This window comes from Trueperella bernardiae, assembly GCF_001469025.1.
GTDB lineage: Bacteria > Actinomycetota > Actinomycetes > Actinomycetales > Actinomycetaceae > Trueperella > Trueperella bernardiae.
Window position 1 is genome coordinate 17616 of the sequence record NZ_LNIZ01000002.1, and the last position, 20449, is coordinate 38064.

The 20449-nt window shown below is 64.9% G+C and carries 12 protein-coding genes; 8 read left to right on the forward strand and 4 right to left on the reverse strand.

Features of this window, described 5'->3' with window-relative positions; genetic code table 11:
- Positions 1 to 83: 83 nt before the first annotated feature.
- The 6 genes from AQZ59_RS02120 (at position 84) to AQZ59_RS02145 (ending at position 11821) form a co-directional block, all read left to right on the forward strand.
- A complete protein-coding gene (locus AQZ59_RS02120; RefSeq protein WP_062612730.1) occupies positions 84 to 1052 on the forward strand; it encodes a carbohydrate ABC transporter permease in 969 nt (322 codons plus the stop codon).
- The gene (locus tag AQZ59_RS02125) at positions 1045 to 1983 is read left to right on the forward strand and encodes a carbohydrate ABC transporter permease (RefSeq protein WP_062612732.1); all 939 of its coding nucleotides are present in this window, start codon (positions 1045 to 1047) and stop codon (positions 1981 to 1983) included. Before AQZ59_RS02120 ends, AQZ59_RS02125 begins: the two co-directional genes overlap by 8 nt.
- 35 nt (positions 1984 to 2018) lie before the next feature.
- The gene (gnpA, locus tag AQZ59_RS02130) at positions 2019 to 4181 is read left to right on the forward strand and encodes a 1,3-beta-galactosyl-N-acetylhexosamine phosphorylase (RefSeq protein ID WP_062612734.1); all 2163 of its coding nucleotides are present in this window, start codon (positions 2019 to 2021) and stop codon (positions 4179 to 4181) included.
- Positions 4181 to 5275: a phosphotransferase enzyme family protein gene (locus AQZ59_RS02135; RefSeq protein ID WP_062612735.1), complete on the forward strand. Its 1095-nt coding sequence runs from the start codon at positions 4181 to 4183 to the stop codon at positions 5273 to 5275. Before gnpA ends, AQZ59_RS02135 begins: the two co-directional genes overlap by 1 nt.
- Positions 5272 to 6750, forward strand: a complete 1479-nt coding sequence (locus AQZ59_RS02140; protein ID WP_062612737.1) for a galactose-1-phosphate uridylyltransferase — start codon at positions 5272 to 5274, stop codon at positions 6748 to 6750. Before AQZ59_RS02135 ends, AQZ59_RS02140 begins: the two co-directional genes overlap by 4 nt.
- A gap of 229 nt (positions 6751 to 6979) precedes the next feature.
- Complete coding sequence (locus AQZ59_RS02145) at positions 6980 to 11821, forward strand: family 20 glycosylhydrolase (protein WP_062612739.1); 4842 nt, start codon at positions 6980 to 6982, stop codon at positions 11819 to 11821.
- Positions 11822 to 11913: 92 nt separating this feature from the next.
- Here the strand turns inward: AQZ59_RS02145 and AQZ59_RS02150 are convergent, their stop codons facing one another.
- The gene (locus tag AQZ59_RS02150; protein ID WP_062612741.1) at positions 11914 to 13272 is read right to left on the reverse strand and encodes a family 4 glycosyl hydrolase; all 1359 of its coding nucleotides are present in this window, start codon (positions 13270 to 13272) and stop codon (positions 11914 to 11916) included.
- A gap of 1036 nt (positions 13273 to 14308) precedes the next feature.
- Between AQZ59_RS02150 and AQZ59_RS02155 the strand changes: the two genes are divergently transcribed.
- A complete protein-coding gene (locus tag AQZ59_RS02155) occupies positions 14309 to 15502 on the forward strand; it encodes a carbohydrate kinase family protein (protein ID WP_062612743.1) in 1194 nt (397 codons plus the stop codon).
- A 43-nt stretch (positions 15503 to 15545) separates the two neighbouring features.
- Here AQZ59_RS02155 and AQZ59_RS02160 read toward each other — a convergent pair whose 3' ends face one another.
- From AQZ59_RS02160 to AQZ59_RS02170, 3 genes are read right to left on the reverse strand one after another with little or no spacing between them, the layout of a single operon-like run.
- Positions 15546 to 16649, reverse strand: a complete 1104-nt coding sequence (locus AQZ59_RS02160; RefSeq protein ID WP_201783135.1) for an ABC transporter substrate-binding protein — start codon at positions 16647 to 16649, stop codon at positions 15546 to 15548.
- On the reverse strand, positions 16646 to 17797 hold the full coding sequence (locus AQZ59_RS02165) for an ABC transporter permease (protein WP_062612746.1): 1152 nt from the start codon (positions 17795 to 17797) through the stop codon (positions 16646 to 16648). The genes AQZ59_RS02160 and AQZ59_RS02165 overlap by 4 nt, the downstream gene beginning before the upstream one ends.
- Positions 17794 to 19290 (reverse strand): sugar ABC transporter ATP-binding protein, encoded by a 1497-nt coding sequence (locus AQZ59_RS02170; RefSeq protein WP_201783136.1) that lies wholly within the window; start codon positions 19288 to 19290, stop codon positions 17794 to 17796. The genes AQZ59_RS02165 and AQZ59_RS02170 overlap by 4 nt, the downstream gene beginning before the upstream one ends.
- Positions 19291 to 19491: 201 nt before the next feature.
- Here AQZ59_RS02170 and AQZ59_RS02175 point away from each other — a divergent pair, with 201 nt between their 5' ends.
- Entirely contained in the window at positions 19492 to 20409 is a 918-nt protein-coding gene (locus AQZ59_RS02175) for a GntR family transcriptional regulator (protein ID WP_062612750.1), read from the forward strand.
- Positions 20410 to 20449: the final 40 nt, after the last annotated feature.

The window sequence follows — 20449 nt, forward strand, 5'->3', positions numbered from 1 at the left end:
ACACTTGTTCTTTTGCTGTGGGGGCGCCGAAAGGTGCCCCCACAGCAAAAGAACGGGATGCAGAAACGGATGGAAAAATAATAATGTCTACAACCGTTAAGGAACCTCCAGCCACAACGCACAAGCATCGGCGCACAAAGCGCGAGGCACACGAAGCCCGCACCGGCTGGCTCTTCATGGCCCCGTTTGCTGCACTCTTCACGTTTATCTTCGTTATCCCAATCTTCGTCTCCATCTACAAGGCCTTCTTCCAGACCCGCGTGGTCGGCGGCGGCGCCTTCGGCGGCGGCGATTCTCAGCAGGTCTTCGTCGGGTTTGACAACTTCGCCTACGTCGTCGGCTCCGACGTGTTCTGGGCCGGCATCGGACGAGTCATCCTCTACACCCTCTTCCAGGTACCGATCATGATCGGCCTGGCCCTGGTCCTGGCTCTCCTCATCGACTCCCTGATCCTCCGCCACGTCACCATCTACCGGCTGTCCTACTTCCTGCCCTACGCCGTTCCCGGCGTCGTGGCCGCCATCATCTGGATGTACATCTACACCCCGACAGTCTCGCCCCTGAACTCACTGTTTGACGCGATCGGCGTGGAATTCCCGATCGACTTCTTCTCCAGCAACGTCATTCTCGCCTCCATGGCGAACATGACCACGTGGACGTTCGCTGGTTACAACATGCTCATCTTCCTCGCAGCCCTGCAGGCCATCCCGCGCGACCTGTACGAAGCAGCCCGTGTCGACGGCGCATCATCCTGGCAGATCGTGCGCCACATCAAGATCCCCATGGTGCGCGGAGCAGCGTTGCTCGCCATCCTGTTGTCGATCGTCGGCACCATTCAGCTCTACAATGAGCCCGCCGTCCTTGCCACGAAGAACACCTGGATGGGCCAGGCTTACACGCCGCTGATGATGGCGTTGAACACGGCCAAGGGATACATCACGCCCTCGGGTGACGGCCCCGCGTCCGCCATCGCGATCATGATGGCGATCATCGCCGGTGTCCTCGCCGTGATCTACTTCCTGACGGATCGGAAGGTGAATGGAAATGACTAAGACAGCCGCGCTCCCCGACGGGCGAACCTACACCCCTTCAATCGAGGGCGTCCCCACCCGCACCTTCGCACCGAAGATCACCTCGAAGGTCATCGCCGCCCTGTTCATGATCATCTTCCTCCTGTACTTCATCTTCCCGATTTACTGGATGATCGTCGCCTCCACGAAAACGAACTCCGAGCTGACCACCACGTTCGGCCTGTGGTTCGCCTCCCACAACGACACGACGGCGAACCCGTCACTGCCCGCCGCCATCTCCGCCAACTATGACTCGCTCGTGGGCTGGACCCAGGGCCTGCTGTGGCGGTGGATCGGCAACTCCTTCATCTACTCCACGGTTGCGGCGCTCATCGGCACCATCACCTCGGTGATGGCCGGCTACGCGCTCGCAAAGTTCAACTTCCCGTTCAAGAACGCCGCGCTCGGCACCATCATGGCCGGCCTGCTCATGCCGGTGGCCCTGCTCTCGGTGCCGATCTACATCATGTTCTTGAACCTTGGCTTGGACAACACGATGCTGTCGATCATCATCCCCTGCGCGGTTTCACCCTTCGGCGTGTTCCTTGGCAGGGTCTACGTCCAGTCATCGGTGCCCACCGAACTGATCGAGGCGGCCCGCATCGACGGCGCCGGCGAGGGACGCATCTTCTTCACGATGGTGCTGCGCATCCTGGCCCCGGCGATGGTGACGATCTTCCTGTTCATCTTCGTGGCAACCTGGAATAACTTCATCCTGCCGCAGTTGATGATCTCCTCCCAGGAACTCAAGCCCATCACCCTCGGTCTGTACGGCATGGCCTCGTACTTCAACCCGCAGTATGGTCCGATGATGATGGCCTCCCTGCTCGGCGTCGTCCCGCTGATCATCCTCTTCCTTGCACTGCAGCGCTACTGGCAGTCCGGTCTGTCGGCCGGCGCGGTCAAGGGCTGATCACCACCCACCTACTACTACCTCACGGAGAAACCATGTCACACGGCCGCTTCACCATGCCGACCGAAGAAAACTTCTTCGAAGAATCTAAGAAACTCGCCGAACTTTGGGGCGCTGACGCCGTCCGCAACTCAGACGGCACGCAGCTTGACCATGACGTCCTGGACTTGGGCAAGCGCGTCTACTCGGCCTACTTCCCCACCCGTGGCCATAACGAGTTTATGGTCGGCAAAATGAGGTACGTCCCGCAGGTCTACCTGCTCTCGGAGCGCACCCTCGCCGAGGGCGAATCCGTCACCATCCCGCTGCTGGCCACCTACTTTGAAGAGCAGCTCCAGGTCAATCACGACGACGACCCGGCCCAGTACTGGGAGGTCATTGACCGCACGTCCGGCGAGACCCTGCCCACGGCGTCGTGGAGCTACGACGCCACCACGGACTGCGTCACGATCACCGGGGCCACCTCGATGCACGAGTACACCGTGACGTTCCTCGCCTACGTCATCTGGGATCCGGTCCAGATGTACAACCACATCACGAACGATTGGGGGGACAAGGAGCACGAGATCGCCTTCGATCCGCGCCACCCGGAGGTCCGTGACTTCATGTACGAGACCCTGGAGAAATGGTTGGCGGACAACCCGCACGTCGACGTCGTCCGCTTCACCACGTTCTTCTACCAGTTCACGCTGATCTTCAACAACCTTCGGCGCGAGAAGATCGTGGACTGGACGGGATTCCAAGTCACCGTTTCGGCTCAGGCGCTGGCTGACTTCGAGAAACAGTACGGCTACCGGATGCGCCCGGAGGACTTCGTCGACGCCGGTAGCTACGGCTCGTCGTTCGTCAACCCCGGCAAGCCGCAGCGCGACTGGCTGGACTTCACCTTCCACTCGGTCCAGCACATGATTAAGCACATGGTCGATCTGACCCACGCCGCTGGCAAGGAAGCCATGATGTTCCTTGGCGACCAGTGGATCGGCACCGAGCCGTATTCGAAGGAATACCCGGGCCTGGGCATGGACGCGATCGTGGGTTCGGTGGGCGACGGCACCACCACCCGCATGATCGCGGACATCAAGGGCGTGCGATACCACGAAGGTCGCTTCCTTCCCTACTTCTTCCCGGACAGCTTCTACGACGGGGCAGACCCCTCGATTGAGGCGTGGGACAATTGGCGCAAGGCCCGCCGCGCAATCCTGCGCTCCCCGCTGGAGCGCATGGGTTACGGCGGCTACCTGTCGCTGGCGAACAAGTTCCCGACCTTCGTGGAGGCCGTGGCCCACATTGCCGACGAGTTCCGCGACATCTACGACCGCTCGGGCGGCGTGGGCGCGCAGCCTCAGTTAACCGTCGCGTTCCTTGACGCGTGGGGCGAGCAGCGCTCCTGGCAGGGTTTCACTGTCGCGCACGCGCTGCCGAACAAGTACAACCGCAACTACTACGGCATCCTCGAGGCAATCTCGGGTATGCGCGTGAACGTCCGGTTCATCTCGTTCGCGGACGTGCTCGAGGGCGGCGTGCCCGACGACGTCGACGTCATTATCAATGCCGGCCCCGCCGCCACCTCCTACTCGGGCGGCGACGCCTGGGCCAACCCCGCCCTCGTCTCCGCGATCCGCGCGTGGGTGCGCAGCGGCAAGGGCTTCGTGGGCGTCGGCCAGCCCACCGCGATCGACCGGCAGGGCCGCTTCTTCCAGCTGGCCGACGTGCTGGGCGTGGACGAGGAGATCTACCGCTCGCTCAACGTGGACAAGTACTGGCCCGAGCCCACCGAGGATCACTTCATCACGGCGGAGTTCGAAGCCCCGCTCGATTTCGGTGAGACGATCACGAACACGTTCCCGATCTCCCAGGACACGGCCGTGCTACGCGCCGAAGGCGGCGAGGTCCAGCTGGCCGCCAACGATTACGGGAAGGGCCGCGGCGTGTACCTGTCTGGCCTGCCCTACTCAGCCACGAACGCCCGCCTGCTCGAGCGCATCCTGTTCTGGGTTGCCGGCGCGGAGGAGCACTACGCCGAATGGTCGAGCTCCAACCCCGACTGCGAAGTGGCCTACTTCCCCGCGAGCCGGTGCTACGCCGTCGTGAACAACACCGGCCAGCCGCAGGCAACCACCGTGGCGCTGCCAGGCGGGGAGCGCGTGGATGTAGAGCTGGAGGGCTCGGGCATCCTGTGGAAGGACTACGAGGACTGATGGGCGCCAAGGAACTCAAGCCCGACGTGCTGGAGCAGGTGCTGGGTCACTTCGACGTCGGCGAGGTGACCCACCTGGAGCCGTGGGGCGACGGGCACATCAACGACACCTACCGGGTGGAAGCCGGCCGTGGGGTGTTCATCCTGCAACGCCTCAACACGGAGATCTTCCGCGACCCGGCCAGCCTCATGCGCAACATCGACCTCGTAACGCGCTTCGTGGCCGCCAAGGGACGCGAGACCCTGACCGTGATCCCCACGGTCGAGGGCGAGCTGTTTCACGACGCCGGGGCGCACGGCGCGTACAGGCTGTACGTCTTTATCCCGCACACGGTGTCGTACTCGGTGGTGGACGACCCGGGCGTGACGCGGGCCGCCGGCGCGGCATTCGGACAGTTTCAAAAGGACCTCGCCGATTTTGATGCCACCCAGCTTGCCGAGACGATCCCGCACTTCCACGACACGCCACGCCGGTTCGCGAACCTCGCGGCGGCCGTGGAGGCCGACATCGCCGACCGGGCCGAGAGCGCGCGGGCCGAGATCGCCGATTACATGCGGCGCGAACTCGACTGCTTCGTGGTGACCGACCGGCTCAGCACCGGTAAACTGCCCTACCGGGTGACGCACAACGACACGAAGATCAACAACATCCTGTTCGACGCCACCACGCACGAGGCGCGGGCCATCATCGACCTCGACACCGTGATGCCCGGCTCGATGCTGTACGACTTCGGCGACGCACTGCGCACCGGGGCCGCCACCACGGACGAGGACGACCCCGAGCCGGCCAACATGGGGATCAACCTCGAGCTATTCGAGGCGTACTGCCGCGGATTCGTCAGCACCCTGGGCGACGCGATCACGGAGAAAGAATCCGAGCTGCTAGCCTTCTCCGTCAAGCTCCTCACCCTTGAATGCGGCATGCGGTTCCTCACCGACTACCTTGAAGGCGACGTGTACTTCGCAACGAAGCACCCCACTCACAACCTGGAGCGGGCCCGCACCCAACTGGCGCTGGTAGCCGACATCGAAAAGAAGATGGATGAAATGAATGCGATCGTGCGCCGCGCGCTAGAAAGCGAGGAAGAACAATGACTCTGCGCCGCGTGTATGAAGCGATCGACGCCCTAGTCGACTACGCCCGGGCCCACCTCGAGCTCGGGGCGGCCAACGAGGACTGGGCGCGCAACCAGATCTTTGGCATGTTCGGGCTCAACTCCTACGAGCCGACCGGAACGCGCGGGGCCGAGCACGTGCGGCCCGACGCGTTGCTGGCCGAGTTCGCGGGGGCGCTGGCCGCCGAGGGTCTCATCGAGGACTACCAGGCCGACGCCGTCTGCGACCAGGCGATGGGCTACCTCACACTCATCCCCTCCCAGCTACAGGAGCGCTTCGCGCAGATGCGCGACGCCGAAGGCGGGGACGCCGCGATGGCCTGGCTCTACGAGTACTCGATCCGCTCGAACTACGTGCGCCGGGCGGTGCTTGACCGCAACCCGCGCTTCGAAACCCGCGGCCTGATCGTCACGATCAACAAGGCCAAGCCCGAGTTCAAAGACCCGAAGAAAGCGGCGGCGGGAAACGCGGTGGCCGGCGGCTACCCACGCTGCTCGATCTGCCACGAGAACGAGGGCTTCGCGGGCCGGGCCAAGTTCACGCTCCGCACGGTGCCACTGAAGATGGGCGCGGAGGACTGGTTCTGGCAGTTCTCCCCCTACGGCTACCTCGACGAGCACGGCATCGCGGTCAACACCCTTCACACCCCGATGCACGTGGACGCCGACGCCTTCCGTCAGCTCATCTCCTTCGTCGACCAGTACCCCTCGCTGTTCATCGGCTGCAACGCGGCACTGCCCCGGATCGGCGGCTCGGTGCTCGGCCACGACCACTACCAGGGCGGCGGGGAGCTCCTGCCGATGCACACCGCGAAGACGTGGAAGGAAGTCCAAGACCCGGACCATCCGGATGCCGGGGTGGAGATCCTCGACTGGCACAACACCGCCATTCGGGTGGTCAGCCCGGACGCGGAGACCGTGGTAGCCGTCTGCGAGAAGATCCACGACGCATGGGTGTCCTACTCCAATCCGGAGCTAGGAATAATCGCCCGCGATGATGAGGGCGTTCATTCCGCCACCTCCCCCACGGTGATTCGCACCGAACGCGGATACGAAATGTCCCTCATCTTGCGGTCGAATGTTACGACCGAGGAGTTCCCGGCGGGTGTGTTTCACGCCCACCCCGAATTCCATGCGGTCAAGCAGGAATCCATCGGCCTCATCGAGGCCCAGGGCTTGTTCATCCTGCCCGGCCGCCTCGACTCGGAGCTGGCGCTGATCGCGGACGCGATCGAATCCGGCGCCGACCTCCCAGCCGACCTCGAACCGTTCCGCCTTCTGTTCGACGAGACGAAGGAGGCCCTGTCCGGTTCCACCGACCGCGCCGCAATCGACGCCGCCATCCGCGACGAGCTAGGCAGCATCTGCGAGCGCATCCTCGATAACACGGCAGTGTTCAAGCACAAGGAGCAGACCTTGGCCTGGCTCCTCGACCATGGCTTCGAGGCGCGATAGGTCTCGAAGCACATCCCATGAGGTTTAGCCTAGCGATCACGCCGGCCGCTCGCGTCTGTGCCCCTATGTCACTTCGATGTTGCACAGGGGCACAGACGTAACTGGCCACGGCGGACCGTCGTCACTGTCGACGACCAACCATTATCGTTAAGACCAACCAACCACATCGAGCAAAGGAGCACGTGTGATAGGCACAAGCAGATCATGGTCTAGGCGAGCTATTGCCGCAGTGTCGGCAGCACTCGTCGTCGTGGCGGGAGGCGGTTTCGGTACCCTCACTGCCCCACCCGCAACCGCCGACACAACCGACACCTTCATCGGCGGCCCCGACCAGTTGTACGTCGGGTATGCGGATTCGGAGGAAACTCAGGAGCCCAACGGCAACGGTCCCGCCGCTAAGGCGATTGACGGGGTTGCGACCACCTACTGGCACACCAACTGGTCGGTGGGCAATACCGAGACCCCCGGCCCCCACTGGATCTCCGTGGGCACATTCCCAGGTGCGCAGATCGCCGACTGTTCTTTCACGGGCATCGAGTACACCCAGCGGCAGGGCAGCAGTGGAACCGGTAAACACAACGGCATCGTCGGCAACTACGAGATCCATGTCTCGGATAGCCCCATCGAGGATGGCGCCGGCTTCACCGACACCACCCGGGTCGCTAGCGGCACCTTCGAGAACACGGACTCAGCGCAGGTCGTCCGCTTTGAGGGGCCCGCAACCGGCAAGTTCGTCACCCTGAAGGCGCTCTCCGCGCTCGTCAACAGCCAGAACCTGACGTCCGTGGGCGACATTCGCCTCATCGGCTCCTGCCACACCGAGGCCGGCGCCACCATCGTGACCCCCACCGCGCCTATCCAGAGCGAGAACGGTGCGAGCATCACTGTGCCGACCATCGCCGGGGTCGACTACAAGATCAACGGCGCGATCGTCACGGGCGACGTCACCCTCAACAACGGCGCCACCACCGTAACCGCCACCCCTCGAGATGGCTACACGTTCTTCGGCGACCAGTCCGTTAGCTACGACTTCAGCTACGAGGGCATGCCCATCCCGGCCACCATCCCCTCCCTGACCGGACAGTTCGCACGTTCCGAGGGCACCTGGACTGCCACGCAGGACGTGACAGTCGTTCGCCCCGACACCTTCGCCAGCAGCGCCCAGCTTCTCGTCGACGAACTCAATGCCTACACCAACGGCGACTCCGTCACGGGAGCAACTAACGGGACAGGGATCGAGATCGTCATCGACGACACCCACAAGGAGAGCCTCGGCGAGGAGGGCTACACCCTTTCCATCCAACCAGCGGGCGTCACGATCACGGCCGCCACAGCGCGCGGGGCATTCTGGGGAACCCGCACGCTGTCCCAAATGCTCCGCCAGAGTCTGACCCTTCCCGCCGGATCGGTGACGGACACACCCACCTACAAGGAGCGCGGCGTCACGCTGTGCGCCTGCCAGATCAACTTCTCCACCGAGTGGATCGAGCGTTTCCTCAATGAGATGGCTGACCTCAAGCTCAACTCCATCCTCATGGAGATGAAACTCAAGTCGGACGCCTACCCGGCCGCGAACACGTTCTCGTACTACTCGCGCGAGGACGTGAAGGCATTTGTTGAGAAGGCCGACTCCTACGGCATCGACGTGATCCCCGAGATCAACTCCCCCGGCCACATGAACATCTGGCTGGAGAACCTCCCCCAGTTCCAACTGAAGGACCAAGCCGGCAACGGTAGCGTCGATCGCCTCGATATCACGAACCCGCAAGCCGTGGAGTTCTACAAGACACTCATCGACGAGTACGACGGCGTCTTCTCCACCAACTACTGGCACATGGGCGCCGACGAGTACCTCATGGGGGCAAGCTACGCCACCTACCCACAACTGGCCCGCTACGCCAGGGAGGTCACCGGCAATAGTCAGGCTACCGGCGCCGACGCCTTCACCTATTTCATTAACGACATCAACAGCTATGTCAAGGCCAAAGGCAAGACGCTGCGCATCTGGAACGACGGAATCGTCGCCACCCACGCCGTCACGCTCGACAAGGACATCGTAGTCGAGCACTGGCTCGGATCTGGACGCTCAGCCAACGAGCTTGCTAACGACGGCTACCGGCTGGTCAACGCGAACCTCAAACTCTACTTCGCCAGGGCCACCCCCTACCCCATCCAGGCAAACGGTCCGGCCTTCTTGTACAACGACCCGAACTTCGACGTCAACATCTTCCAGGGCCGCGACGGCGTCGTGTCTAAGACCGACAACATCCTCGGCGCCAAGCTCTCGATCTGGCCCGACAACGGCGTCAAGCAAACCGAAAACGAGGTCGAACTCGACGTCTACGAGGCGATGCGCTACATCGCACAGATCACGTGGAGCGGAGGAAACCCCTCCGATAACCCGACCTACGCGGACTTCAAGGCGAAGCGCGTCGACAAGATCGAACGTTCGCCCATGTGGGAGAACATCAACCGCAAGCCGCTTGAGGACGGCGTCTACACGATCTCTCAGCCGGCCGGCAAGTCCCTCCAACTCGCGGGTAACGCCTCGCTCGGGGACGGAGACGAATGGACGCTGACCTCCACGCCGGACCACTACTACCAGTTGAAGAACATGGCGACCAACCAGTGCCTGTCGGTTGTCTCCGGTTACAAGCACCTCTCCACGGTGACCCAGGTTGGCGCGCGCCCCGAGGCCCGTCCCTGCGTGGACGTGTCCAAGATCTACACGGGCAACCAGGCCGGTAACAGCGGCTACGCCGAGCGCAACCCGCAAAAGTGGATGCTGCTCACAACTGGCGACGGTTCCTTCGAGATCGTCAACGCCGTGACCCTCCAACGCCTGGCAGTCGCCACCGGCGCCGAGGAGCACATCGATTTCGTCGAGTTCAACGGGACCAAGAAGGACACCAAGCCCGCTGCCGGCGAAATCGTCCAGCTGCCCGGCGACATGACGGACGACGTGTGGAAGATCGAGCCCTCAACGCGCACCTTCACCGCAACCGTCGCCTCCAACCCCCTCACCGCCTACCCCTCCGCCGACGACGCCGGGGCGGCCACCATGACCGTGACGATCACCAACCGCACGGACGCCAACCTCACCAACGTCGTCGTGAAGCCTCCCGTGAAGAACGGCTGGCTCATCACCCCCGGCGCTCAGACCATCGACACCATCGGCGACGGCGAAGCGAAGGACGTGACCTTCAAGGTCAAGCCTGACTGGTATCGAGGCGAAGCGGAGTTCGTCTTCAACGTCACCGCCGGCGAGCAGAGCGCGAACGTCCGCGCCACTATCTCGGCAGTCTGCGGATTGCCAACATCTCCGACGGCGGTGGGCGCATCCTCGGAGGAGCTGACTGGCGAGCGAGCCCCCAACGGGCCTAAGGAGGCAGCCGTTGACGGCAACCCCGCCACCTTCTGGCACACCGCGTGGCAGAACTCGCACCCCGATTACCCCCACTACATCGACCTGCAAGTTGGCGAGGACGGGGTAGACCTGTGCGGCTTCGTCTACACCCCGAGGCAGGGTCAGGTCAACGGTCGCGTCAAGGACTACGAGATCTACGCGGCCAACGAGATGCCCTCCGACCCGGCAGGTTGGGGCGAACCGGTCGCAAGGGGATCCTTCGAGGACTCCACCAAGAGCCAATTGGTCTCGCTTGACGGCGTTAAGGCCAAGTACCTCCGGTTCCAAGGCCTCAACGCTCAGCCGAGCGCCACAGACGCAACCGTCATGTCTGCCGGCGAGCTTCAGGTCATTCGGGGCAGGGGCGCACCGAAGACCCTCGTTGAGCCCGCGGAGCCGACCTACGACGGCCTGAGCTACACCATCCCCGCCACCGAGGGCGTCACCTACCTCGTCGACGGCGCGCCCGTGACGCCGGGCAGCCACGAAGGACAAGCCGGTTCGACGCTCGTCGTGACCGCCGAGCCCGCTGACGGCTACTACTTCAGCGACTCCTTCTACGACAACGACGGCAAGTTCATCCCGTGGGTTCACACCTTCGAAACGTTGATCGTCCCGGACGAGCCGACCTGGGTCGATGAGAACCTGACCATCACCGTTCCCGAGTCGGAGTACGTCGACTACCTTCTTGGATCGACGCTCCTCTCCCCCGGAACTCACTCTGTCGAGCCGGGCTACGTCGCGCAGATGAGCGCGCAGCTCAAGGACGGACTCGCGGACGGCATCACACTTGATCCCCAGGCGCAGACCACGTGGACACACCAGTTCCCCGACAAGGCCGTCGTTCCGGACGAGCCCGCCGAGCCGGTGTGCGAGACGATCGACAGGCCGTCAACCCCGGCGAAGGCCACTGATCGACTCGGCGAAGCAAGCGGCGATCGCTTCGCGGACCTGTGGGCGATCGACGCCGACGGTCATCTCCGGTTCTACCCGAGCCTCGGAAACGGCAAGTTCGCTGGCAAGGGTGTCGTGTCCTGCGACGCTCAGAACTTCGCCTCCATGGCTCCGATCCCGGATATGAACGGCGACGGGCGCGCGGACATGCTCGTGACTCTCGACGACGGGCGTGCCTTCTTCTACAACTCGCAAGGCGATGGCTTTCTCACCCGCGGGCAGCAGGCAGGCCACGGCTGGTCGAACCTGGACAACCTCGCCTACGTCGGCAGGATCGGTTCGTCGCGAAGCGAGTTCGTCGTGGCACGTCACGTTCCCAGCGGGGATCTGTACCGCTACGTGCTCACCCCCTCGGGTATGCACTCAGGGACGAAGATTGGCCACTCGTGGGGAGACATGCGCTCTATCATGTCAGCCGGAGATCTCACCGGCGACGGCGTATCGGATGTCATCGCGACAGGACGCGACGGCGGCCTCTACCTCTACGCCGGCTCCTCCGATGGCTACATCAGCCTCGCGGATCGCATCGGTCACGGGTGGGATGCCTTCACCCACGTGACCGTTCCCGGCGACACGGACGGTGATGGGCGCCTGGACCTCGTCGGCATCCGAAACGATGGCAAGCTCTTCAGCTACCACAACACCGGTAGTGGTTGGGGCCCAGCGAAGGAGGCGGGCCATGGGTGGAGTTCGATCGCGATGATCGGATAGATGCCTCGCCGGCCGGCCCCCGCGGGGGCCGGCCGGCGCCCCCTTTGCACATGCAACACTAATCCAGCACTATTTCCCGCTTTCTGCGTGCGTCACCCCTGGGCGAACACGCGGGCCACATCGGGGTTGCGCGCGATGTAGGCATCTAGGACCTCACGAGCCACATCGATCGAGTCAACAAGCGGGTGACTGGCCAACGCCTTCCACGCGATCTCCCGATCCCCCTTGAGCGCAGCCTCGATGACCAACTCCTCGCACGCCTTCACCGCGGTCATCAACCCAAGTTCGGGCCCCGTCACCGGCTCCGGACGCCGGGGGTGAATACCGTTCGCATCCACGACACACGGAACCTCTACCACGGCGTCGGCCCGAAGCTCGGGCACGAGCAACCCCCGGCCGGACTCGTCGTCGGAATTACCCACGCCAAGGATCATCTGGAACTGGGAGGTCGCGCCGTTGCTCAGCGCGTTCATCAACTCCAGAGCGACGCGCGGATAGCCGCCGATGTCGATCCCCTCCTCGGGACGTCCCTCACCCGCCTCGCGCGCCTCGGCCATGTACGTAGCGTCACGCTCGGCGTCGGCGGCACGCCACACCTCGCCCGCCCGGCCCGGATTCGCCTCCGCTGACTCGTAGAAGCGCCCCTGCTGCTTAACGAGGAACTCGCCACGAGTCTGACCGTGGCGCAAACGCTGCACGATTTCCCGATTCTTGTAGTAGTAATACAGGTACTCGTTGGGCATGTGCCCAAGCGCACGAATCCAGTCCGCGCCGATGACCTGGGTTTCCTCCATCCGGGCCAGAAGAGAATCGTCTGCTAGGAGGCGTGGCAGGTGGTCAACGCCATTCGACGTCATCGAGCGCAGCCAGCCGAGGTGGTTGAGGCCGACGTAGTCGTAGGTGGTCGTGGATTCCTCCAGGCCAAGCACGTGAATCGCCCGGCGCACCAGCCCGATCGGGGTGTCACAAATACTCACAACGCGCGGGTAAATCGTCCGCATCGCCTGCGTGATGACACCAGCCGGGTTCGTGAAGTTCAGGACCCAGGCGCTGGGCGCGAGCTCGGCGACCGCGCGGGCGAGGCGGAGGGCCTCCGGGATTTGACGGAACGCGTAGGCGTAGCCGGCGACTCCCACCGTCTCCTGGCCGAGTACGCCGCGGCACAGCGCCTCCCGCTCATCGATCACGCGCCCGCATGCCCCTGAGACGCGCATCGCGGAAAAGACGTAGTCCGCGCCGCGGACGGCATCCGATAGCGACGTCGTCGTGGTCACGGACCCGATCGCCTCCGCCAGTCCCAGCTGGACCAGGACGTTGCGCATAATGGCAAGGCGGGCGGGGTCGATGTCGTACAGGCATAGCTCGTCCAGGTGCACCGGAGAGTCCTCCTGGAACACGGATGCCACGTGCGGGACGCGGAAGCCGCCCCCGCCGATCAACGTCAGTTTCATGATGCCTTCCTTTCGGATCCAAGCCTAGCGAGCTACCAGGGCCAATGGCACGGTGGGCGGTTCGAGGTAACCGCCCTGGAGGCCGATCCCGAGGGTTCTTTGCGGGCCAGAAGAGCGTTGTCAGCAAGGAGGCGTCGAGCGCTGTGGACGCAGCGACTCGTGAGTCCCTGCCGTCCGCATCCCCACAACAGGACAGTCACCAAGGACGAAGAAGATCCCCGCCTCAGCCTTTAGCTACAATTTCAACGGCTTGATCAAGAAGTACGGCTTCACCATGCGTGTGCCCGGCGCATTCCACCTTGGTAGAAGACGCCGGGCACGTCGCCGTGTTGCCTCAAAAGCGCAGGGCTACCCATAGAGACAGCCCACTTTTCTGCTCCTCAACGGTCTTCAGCCGTCAACTTGGTGACTCATCTGGTCTTGATGACTTTTTCTAGCCGAGTCACGCTGGTGCTTCTCTCTGCCCATGTACTTCCACGCCCGTATTCCGTTCGATTACCTCAATTTCTGTTCCATGAACACTTTCCACACTGGATACGGGAACAGCGTCAGGCTTCATAGAGTCCAAGAGATACCCTTGTTGGAGCTTATCTAGTAGCCCAGCAGCTACTTCCTCGTTGACGCCGTAGGACGCAAACTCGCCGATAAGGGAAGCTCTCTCCTCTTCGGTGAGCTCGACTGAGTGAGCGCTTGCTGAAATCTCCGCAGTTTCAGAGGTTGCATGCGCATGAGCTACTGCGGTTGTTGGCGCAAGAAGCATAACAATAGCGAGGCTTGCTAAGCCTCGACGTACAATCGACGATGACGACATTGACGGCTGAACCGTAACGGGAGCTACAAATGAACTCGACTGATCTCCAACGCACCGTTGCACTGATACCAATGACTTAGTGTTTATAGCGTAGCACCGGAGGTTTCGCCGCTACAAGGTTTTCAAAAGAGAGCAATGGTCTTGTTCTCGCCTACTACACGCCAAGATTTGACCCACATTTGGCAGGGCGCGGCGATTGTCGGAGGGCGCGGGTAGGCTGGGGGTATGGGTGAAAAGGCTGAGGTTGTAGCTAATGTGGTGGCGGCGGGGCCGCTGTTTTTGGACGTCGTGCAGTTCGGGCTCGAGCACGCCCCGCGGCCCGGCGAAGAGCAGTGGGTCGCGGGCGGCGCCGTCATGGCTGGCGGCGTGGCGAACCAGGCGATCGCGTGCGCACGGCTCGGCCTGAACGTGGACGTAGTGACAAATGTCGGCGCGGATAGGGCCGGGCGCTGGGTGGCCGAGGTGCTCGCCGAGGAAGGCGTGGGCCTGGCGGGCTCCACGCGTGGGGGGACGCAATCCGTGACCGTGGCGCAGGTGCTGGACGGCGACCGGGCGTTCACCACGTACGGGGACGGCGCCTACCCCGACCTGCCGGCCGGCCTGGCGGATGCGGCGCCGGGGTTCGTGGTGGCGTCGGTGGACTACCTGGCGCGGAACCTCGAATGCCTGAAGCAGCTACGGGGCGCCGGGACCGTGGTCGTGGCAGACACGGCTTGGGACCCCACCGGGCGCTGGGATCGCGCCGACCTCGACCCGCTGGCTCAAGCCGACATCTTCGTCCCCAACGCCGCCGAAGCCCTCGCCTACACGCGGGCGGGGAACGTGCGGGAAGCCGCCCGGCGGTTGCTGGAGCTGGTGCCCACCGTGGTTGTGACCTGCGGCGGGGACGGGGTAGTGATCGCCAGCCGGCCCACGTGCGTGCTGACAAGGGATCATGCGCTGGGTGGCCCGGCTGGGGCTAGCGCCGGTGGGCCGGGCGCGCTCGTCATCGAGCTACCGGCGATCGACGTGGAGGCAAAAGACACCACCGGCGCGGGCGACTCCTTCACCGCCGGGCTCGTGCGTGCACTCGCCCGCGGGGCCAAACTACTCGAGGCCGTGGTGCTCGGCCAGGTGGTGGCGGGGTGGACCGTGCAGCGGCTTGGGGGATCGGCGGCGGCGCCCACCCGTGCTGACCTGCGGGAATGGGCCGGGTCGGGCCAACTGCGCTGGGCCCTCCCCACCGACACGGCGGGGCCAGGCGAGCCGAGCCTCGGCCGCGAACCGGAATTCACGGGACGATTTGGGCCGTATCTTCGTATATACGTAGATGAGGTCGAAATCGTCCCGCAAAAATCCGCCCGCCTCGGTGCTGGCCCCACTGACTGGCCGACAATCCCGGACCCGGCGGCCGTGGCGGCCGCCTACGCCGGCGACTAGCAGCCGGCCGCCCGGCACCGCCGGCTAGCTGCCCCGCACCCCGCTAGTCGTAGACCGCCTTCTGGATGTCGGGGTCGTCGAGGTTAGTGGCGTCGTACCAGTAGAAGCCGGAGTCGATCTCGGGCTCGACCTCCTCACCCTTGGCGGCGGCCACCGCCTTCTCCACCGCGATGTACCCCATCTGATACGGGTTCTGCGTGACGGCCCCAGCCATCACACCCTTGCGGATGAGCCCGATCTGCACCGCACCGGAGTCGAACCCGATCACCTGCACGTCACGCTCGGTGCGGCGCACGGTTTGCGCGGCGGCAACGGCGCCGTCGTCGTCGGTTGCGAACATACCGGCGAGATCGGGGTGAGCCTGGAGGATCGCGGCGGCTTGCTGTTCGGCTTTGGCCTGGTCGGAATCGTTGTACTGGACGTCCACCACATCGACGCCGGGGGCGTTGGCGGCGAGCCAGCCGATGAAGCCATCGCGTCGGTCAGTGCCGGTGACAGACGTCGAGGACTGGGCGAGCACCGCCACCTTGCCCTCCCCGCCGAGCAGCTCGGCCATGTGTTTGGCGGCCTCGGCGGCGGCGGCGCGGTTGTCGGTGGCCACGGTGGAGACGGGGATATCGGAGCCGGGCACGCCGGAGTCGAACGCGATGACGGGGATGCCCGAGTCCACGAACTGTTGCAACGCGATGACGGACGCGGAGGAGTCGAGAGCGGCGAACACGAACGCGTCAGGGTGTTGGACGTGGGCGAGGTTGATCTGGTCCACCTGCCGCACCACGTCCGACTCCGTGTCCGGCCCGGAGAACGTCACGTTCACCCCCAGGTCCTGCCCGGCGGCCATCGTGCCGACCTTGACGGCGGCCCAGAACGGACTCGCGTACCCCTTGGCGACCACAGCGATATCCATCCGCCCGTTCGACCCCGACACGCGTTCGCCCAGGCCCGCACACCCGGTCAGCCCCAGGGTGAGGGCCGCCCCGGTGGTGAGGGCCGCGAGCGCGCTGACGATCCAGGGCCGGCGGGGGTGGCGGCTCACGCGCGGCCGCTGGCCCCGGTGTTGGCGTTGGCCGGACGGGCGCGCCGCGGGTCCCGCCTGCGGCGCGCCCACCACGCCACCCCGGCACATAATTCCTTTCAACGTTCTCATGCCGCCGCCTTCGGCTTCCTCCGCACGTCCACAAACACCGCGATGAGCACGATGATGCCGAGCACGATCTTCTGGTTTTGGTCAGACATGCCGAGGTGGACGGCGCCGTTGCGGATGGTCGCGATGAGGATCGCGCCCACCACCGATCCGAACACGGAGGCGTTGCCGCCGCGCAGCGACGCCCCACCCAGGACGGCCGCCGCGATCGCATACATCTCATACGACTGGCCCACGTCCGGCTTGCCCGACGCCAACCTCGACGCCATCAGCACCCCCGCCAGGCCCGTGAACGTGCCGGCCAGCGCATACACGCGCCACTTCCAGCGCTGGACGTTGACGCCGGACAGCTCGGTGGCCTCTTCGTTTGAGCCCATCGCCAGCGCATACCGCCCGATCAGCGTGTGCTTGAGCAGGAAGTGCGCCACCACGGCCGCCAAGATGCACAGGTAAATCGCGTTCGTCAGCCCGAAGGTCTTGCCGTTGCCGAGCGCCAAGAACGGCCCAAAATCGTTGAGCGGGATCGACGACGTCCCCGTAATCGACAGCGCCGCACCCCACGCCACCAGCATCATCGCCAGCGTGGCCACCATCGGCTGCATGTTCAGCTTCGCCACAAGGAAGCCGTTCACGACGCCGAGCACCAGCCCAGCCAAGATTCCTGCGAGGACGCCGGCCGCAATAGCCAGCCCCATCGGCCCGCCCACCTTCGTCATCGCGAGCGCCGCGATCACGCCGGTGAACGCCATGCCGAATCCGGGGGTGAGGTCGATGCCGCCGGTGGCAATCACGAACGTGAGCCCGAGCGCCAGCAGGATGTACACCGACGCGTCCAGCAGCAGCGCCGACATGTTGCCCAGGTCCAGAAAGTACGGGCTCGCCACCGCGAAAACCGCCACGAGCACCAGCTCCGACACCACGATCAGCACCTGCGCCGGGTGCTTCGCATACAGCCGGCCGAGCAACCCGCCGCCGACCTTCCGACGCTCCCGCACCTTGATCCCGCCGCGCTCGCCGGCGTGCACGACGCCGCCCGTGCCAGCCGCGCCCACGTCCCCGGCGCTACCCGCGCCAGCACCAGCCGCGCTGGCAGCGCGGGCCGTGCGCCCGTCGTCGTCGGGCCTCACAGCCGATTCGACCTTGCCGTTCATGCTTCTCCTTCTGCCGCAACGAAACGCGTTGCCAAATCCATGATGTTCTCCTGCGTGGCCTCGGCGTTGTCGAGGACCCCGGTCAGCCGGCCCTGGCACATGACGCCAATCCGGTGCGCCACGCGCTGCAGCTCGGCGATCTCAGAGGAGATGACCACGATGGCTTTCCCCTCCCCCGCCAGCGACTCCATCAGCCGATAAATGTCATCCTTCGCACCCACGTCCACGCCGCGGGTGGGCTCGTCGAAAATGAGGACGTCGCAGTCGCGGGCCACCCACTTGGCGATGACCACCTTCTGCTGATTCCCGCCCGAGAGCGCCTTGACCTTCTGTTCCACCGACGGCGTGGCAATCGCCAGGTCATCCACCGAGCGCTCGGCCACCTCACCAGCGAACGAGTCATCCACCACCCCGTGCCGCGACCACCGCGCCAGCGAGGGCAACGCCACATTCTGCGTCAGCGACTGCTCAAGCAGCAGCCCGTAATGCTTGCGGTCCTCCGACAGGTAGCCGATCCCTCCACGCACGGCCTCCTCCACCGTGGTGGCGAGCAGGGCCTTTCCGGCGACGACGACGTCGCCCGCCTCCTTGCCGTCCGCCCCGACGATCGCCCGCGCGGTTTCCGTCCGGCCCGCCCCCACCAGGCCGGCCAGGCCGAAGATCTCGCCCGCACGGACAGTGAAGGACACGTCACGCACGAAACCAGCCGACAGGTTACGCACCTCCAACTTCGGCTCGCCACCCGGGTGGGGGTCCGGGCGGTGGGAGGTATCAATGACGCGGCCGACCATGAGGGCAATCATGTCCTCACGCGTGAGGTCCGCGGTGGGGTGGGAGGCGACGATGACGCCATCGCGCAACACCGTGACCTGCGTGCACAGCTCCTGGATCTCCTCCAAGCGGTGCGAAATGTAGATGACGGCGCGGTCGCCGCCCGCGATGAACTCGCGCACGATGGCGTAAAGCTGGGTGACCTCGTGCTCCGACAGCGCGGCGGTGGGCTCGTCCATGATGAGGATCCGGGCGTCCATCGACAACGCCTTCGCGATCTCTACCATCTGCTGGCCCGCGACCGTCAGGGTGCCGAGCCGGATCGTGGGGTCGATGTCCAGACCCACCCTTAGCAGGATGCCGCGGGCGCCGGCCGCCATAGCGGCGTCGTCGATGAAGGGACCCCGGCGCGGCTCGCGGCCAAAGTAAATGTTCTGGGCGACGCTCAGGTCAGCCATCAGGTTGAGCTCTTGGTGGATGAGCGCGATGCCGCGGCGCTGGGCGTCCAGCGGGCCGGCGATCGAGACCGGCTGGCCGTCGAGCAGCACCTGCCCGGCGTCGGCGTGCTCGATGCCGCCGAGGATCTTCATCAGCGTGGACTTACCCGCACCGTTTTCGCCCACGAGCGCGTGGATCTGGCCCGCGCGGAGCGAAAAGTCCACGCCGTCCAGCGCCTGCACCCCCGGGTAGCGCTTCGAGATCGAGCGCGCTTCGAGAAGCATATAACACATCCCAACTTAGGCGAGCTGCGAAGCGGAGGTGCCTCAACACCACATTTGTTTGGAATCATGCGGTTAAGGCACGCCGGAGCGCGGCTCATTCACGAACATAGTCTACTCTATGTCATGACAAAGCCGTTTTCTAGGAGCGTCTCGCCGTGCGGCTAGAATGGGCTGAGAGACACATCGCAGGGAGGAGCTCAGATGACTGACGCAGAGCGCGCCGAGGCGCGGGCGGCGGGCGCGGATGGCTCGGTGGTTGCGAGCTCGGACCGGGCAGGTGCGGCCGGCGTAGGATCGGCGGGCCGGGGCGCGGGCGGCGCAGGCTCCGCGGGGCAGGGCGGCGTCGGCAGCCTGGAGGCGAGCAGCCGGACGTCGGGCGTGAGGTGGGAGCCCACCGTCGTGCTTGACCGAACCTCCAGCCAGCCGCTCCACGCCCAGATTTCCGCACCGATCAAGCGCGCGATCCTCGAGGGGCACCTACTGCCGGGGACGAGGATTGAAAACGAGGTGTCGATGTCGCGGAGGCTGAACGTCTCGCGGCCGACCACCCGCCAGGCGCTCCAGACCCTGGTGGATGCGGGGTTCCTGCTGCGGCGTCGTGGGGTGGGGACCGTGGTGGCCCCGCAGCCGAAGCGGCAGCTCATGCGCCTGCCGTCCCTGCACGAGGAGATCAAGGCGACCGGGCACGCCTCCACCACCGAAATCCTCAACTACAACCACCGCCGCGCCACCGACGCCATCGCCGAACAGCTGGGCATACCGATCGACACGCCGGTCGTGGAGCTGGAGCGGCTACGCAAGCGCGACGGCGTGCCCGTGGCGATCCTTTACAACTGGCTGCCCGCCAAGATCACCCCGCCGCGGGAAAAGCTCGAGGATCACGGGCTGTACGAGCTGCTGCGCGAAGCGGGGGTGGAGCCGACGTCGACCACGCAGTCTGTCGGCGCCGAACGCCCCGACCGGCGCGAGGCCAAACTGCTCGCCATCTCCCTGCGCGACCCCGTCCTCACCATCGACCGCACCGCCTTCGACCCCAGCGGGCACATCATCGAGTGGGGGTTCCATATCTATCGAGCAGATTTGTATAGGTACGAATCGACCGTGTTCGCCCAGGCGTAGGCGGGTGGGCCGCGCCGGGCGCCGATAATCCGCGTCCCCA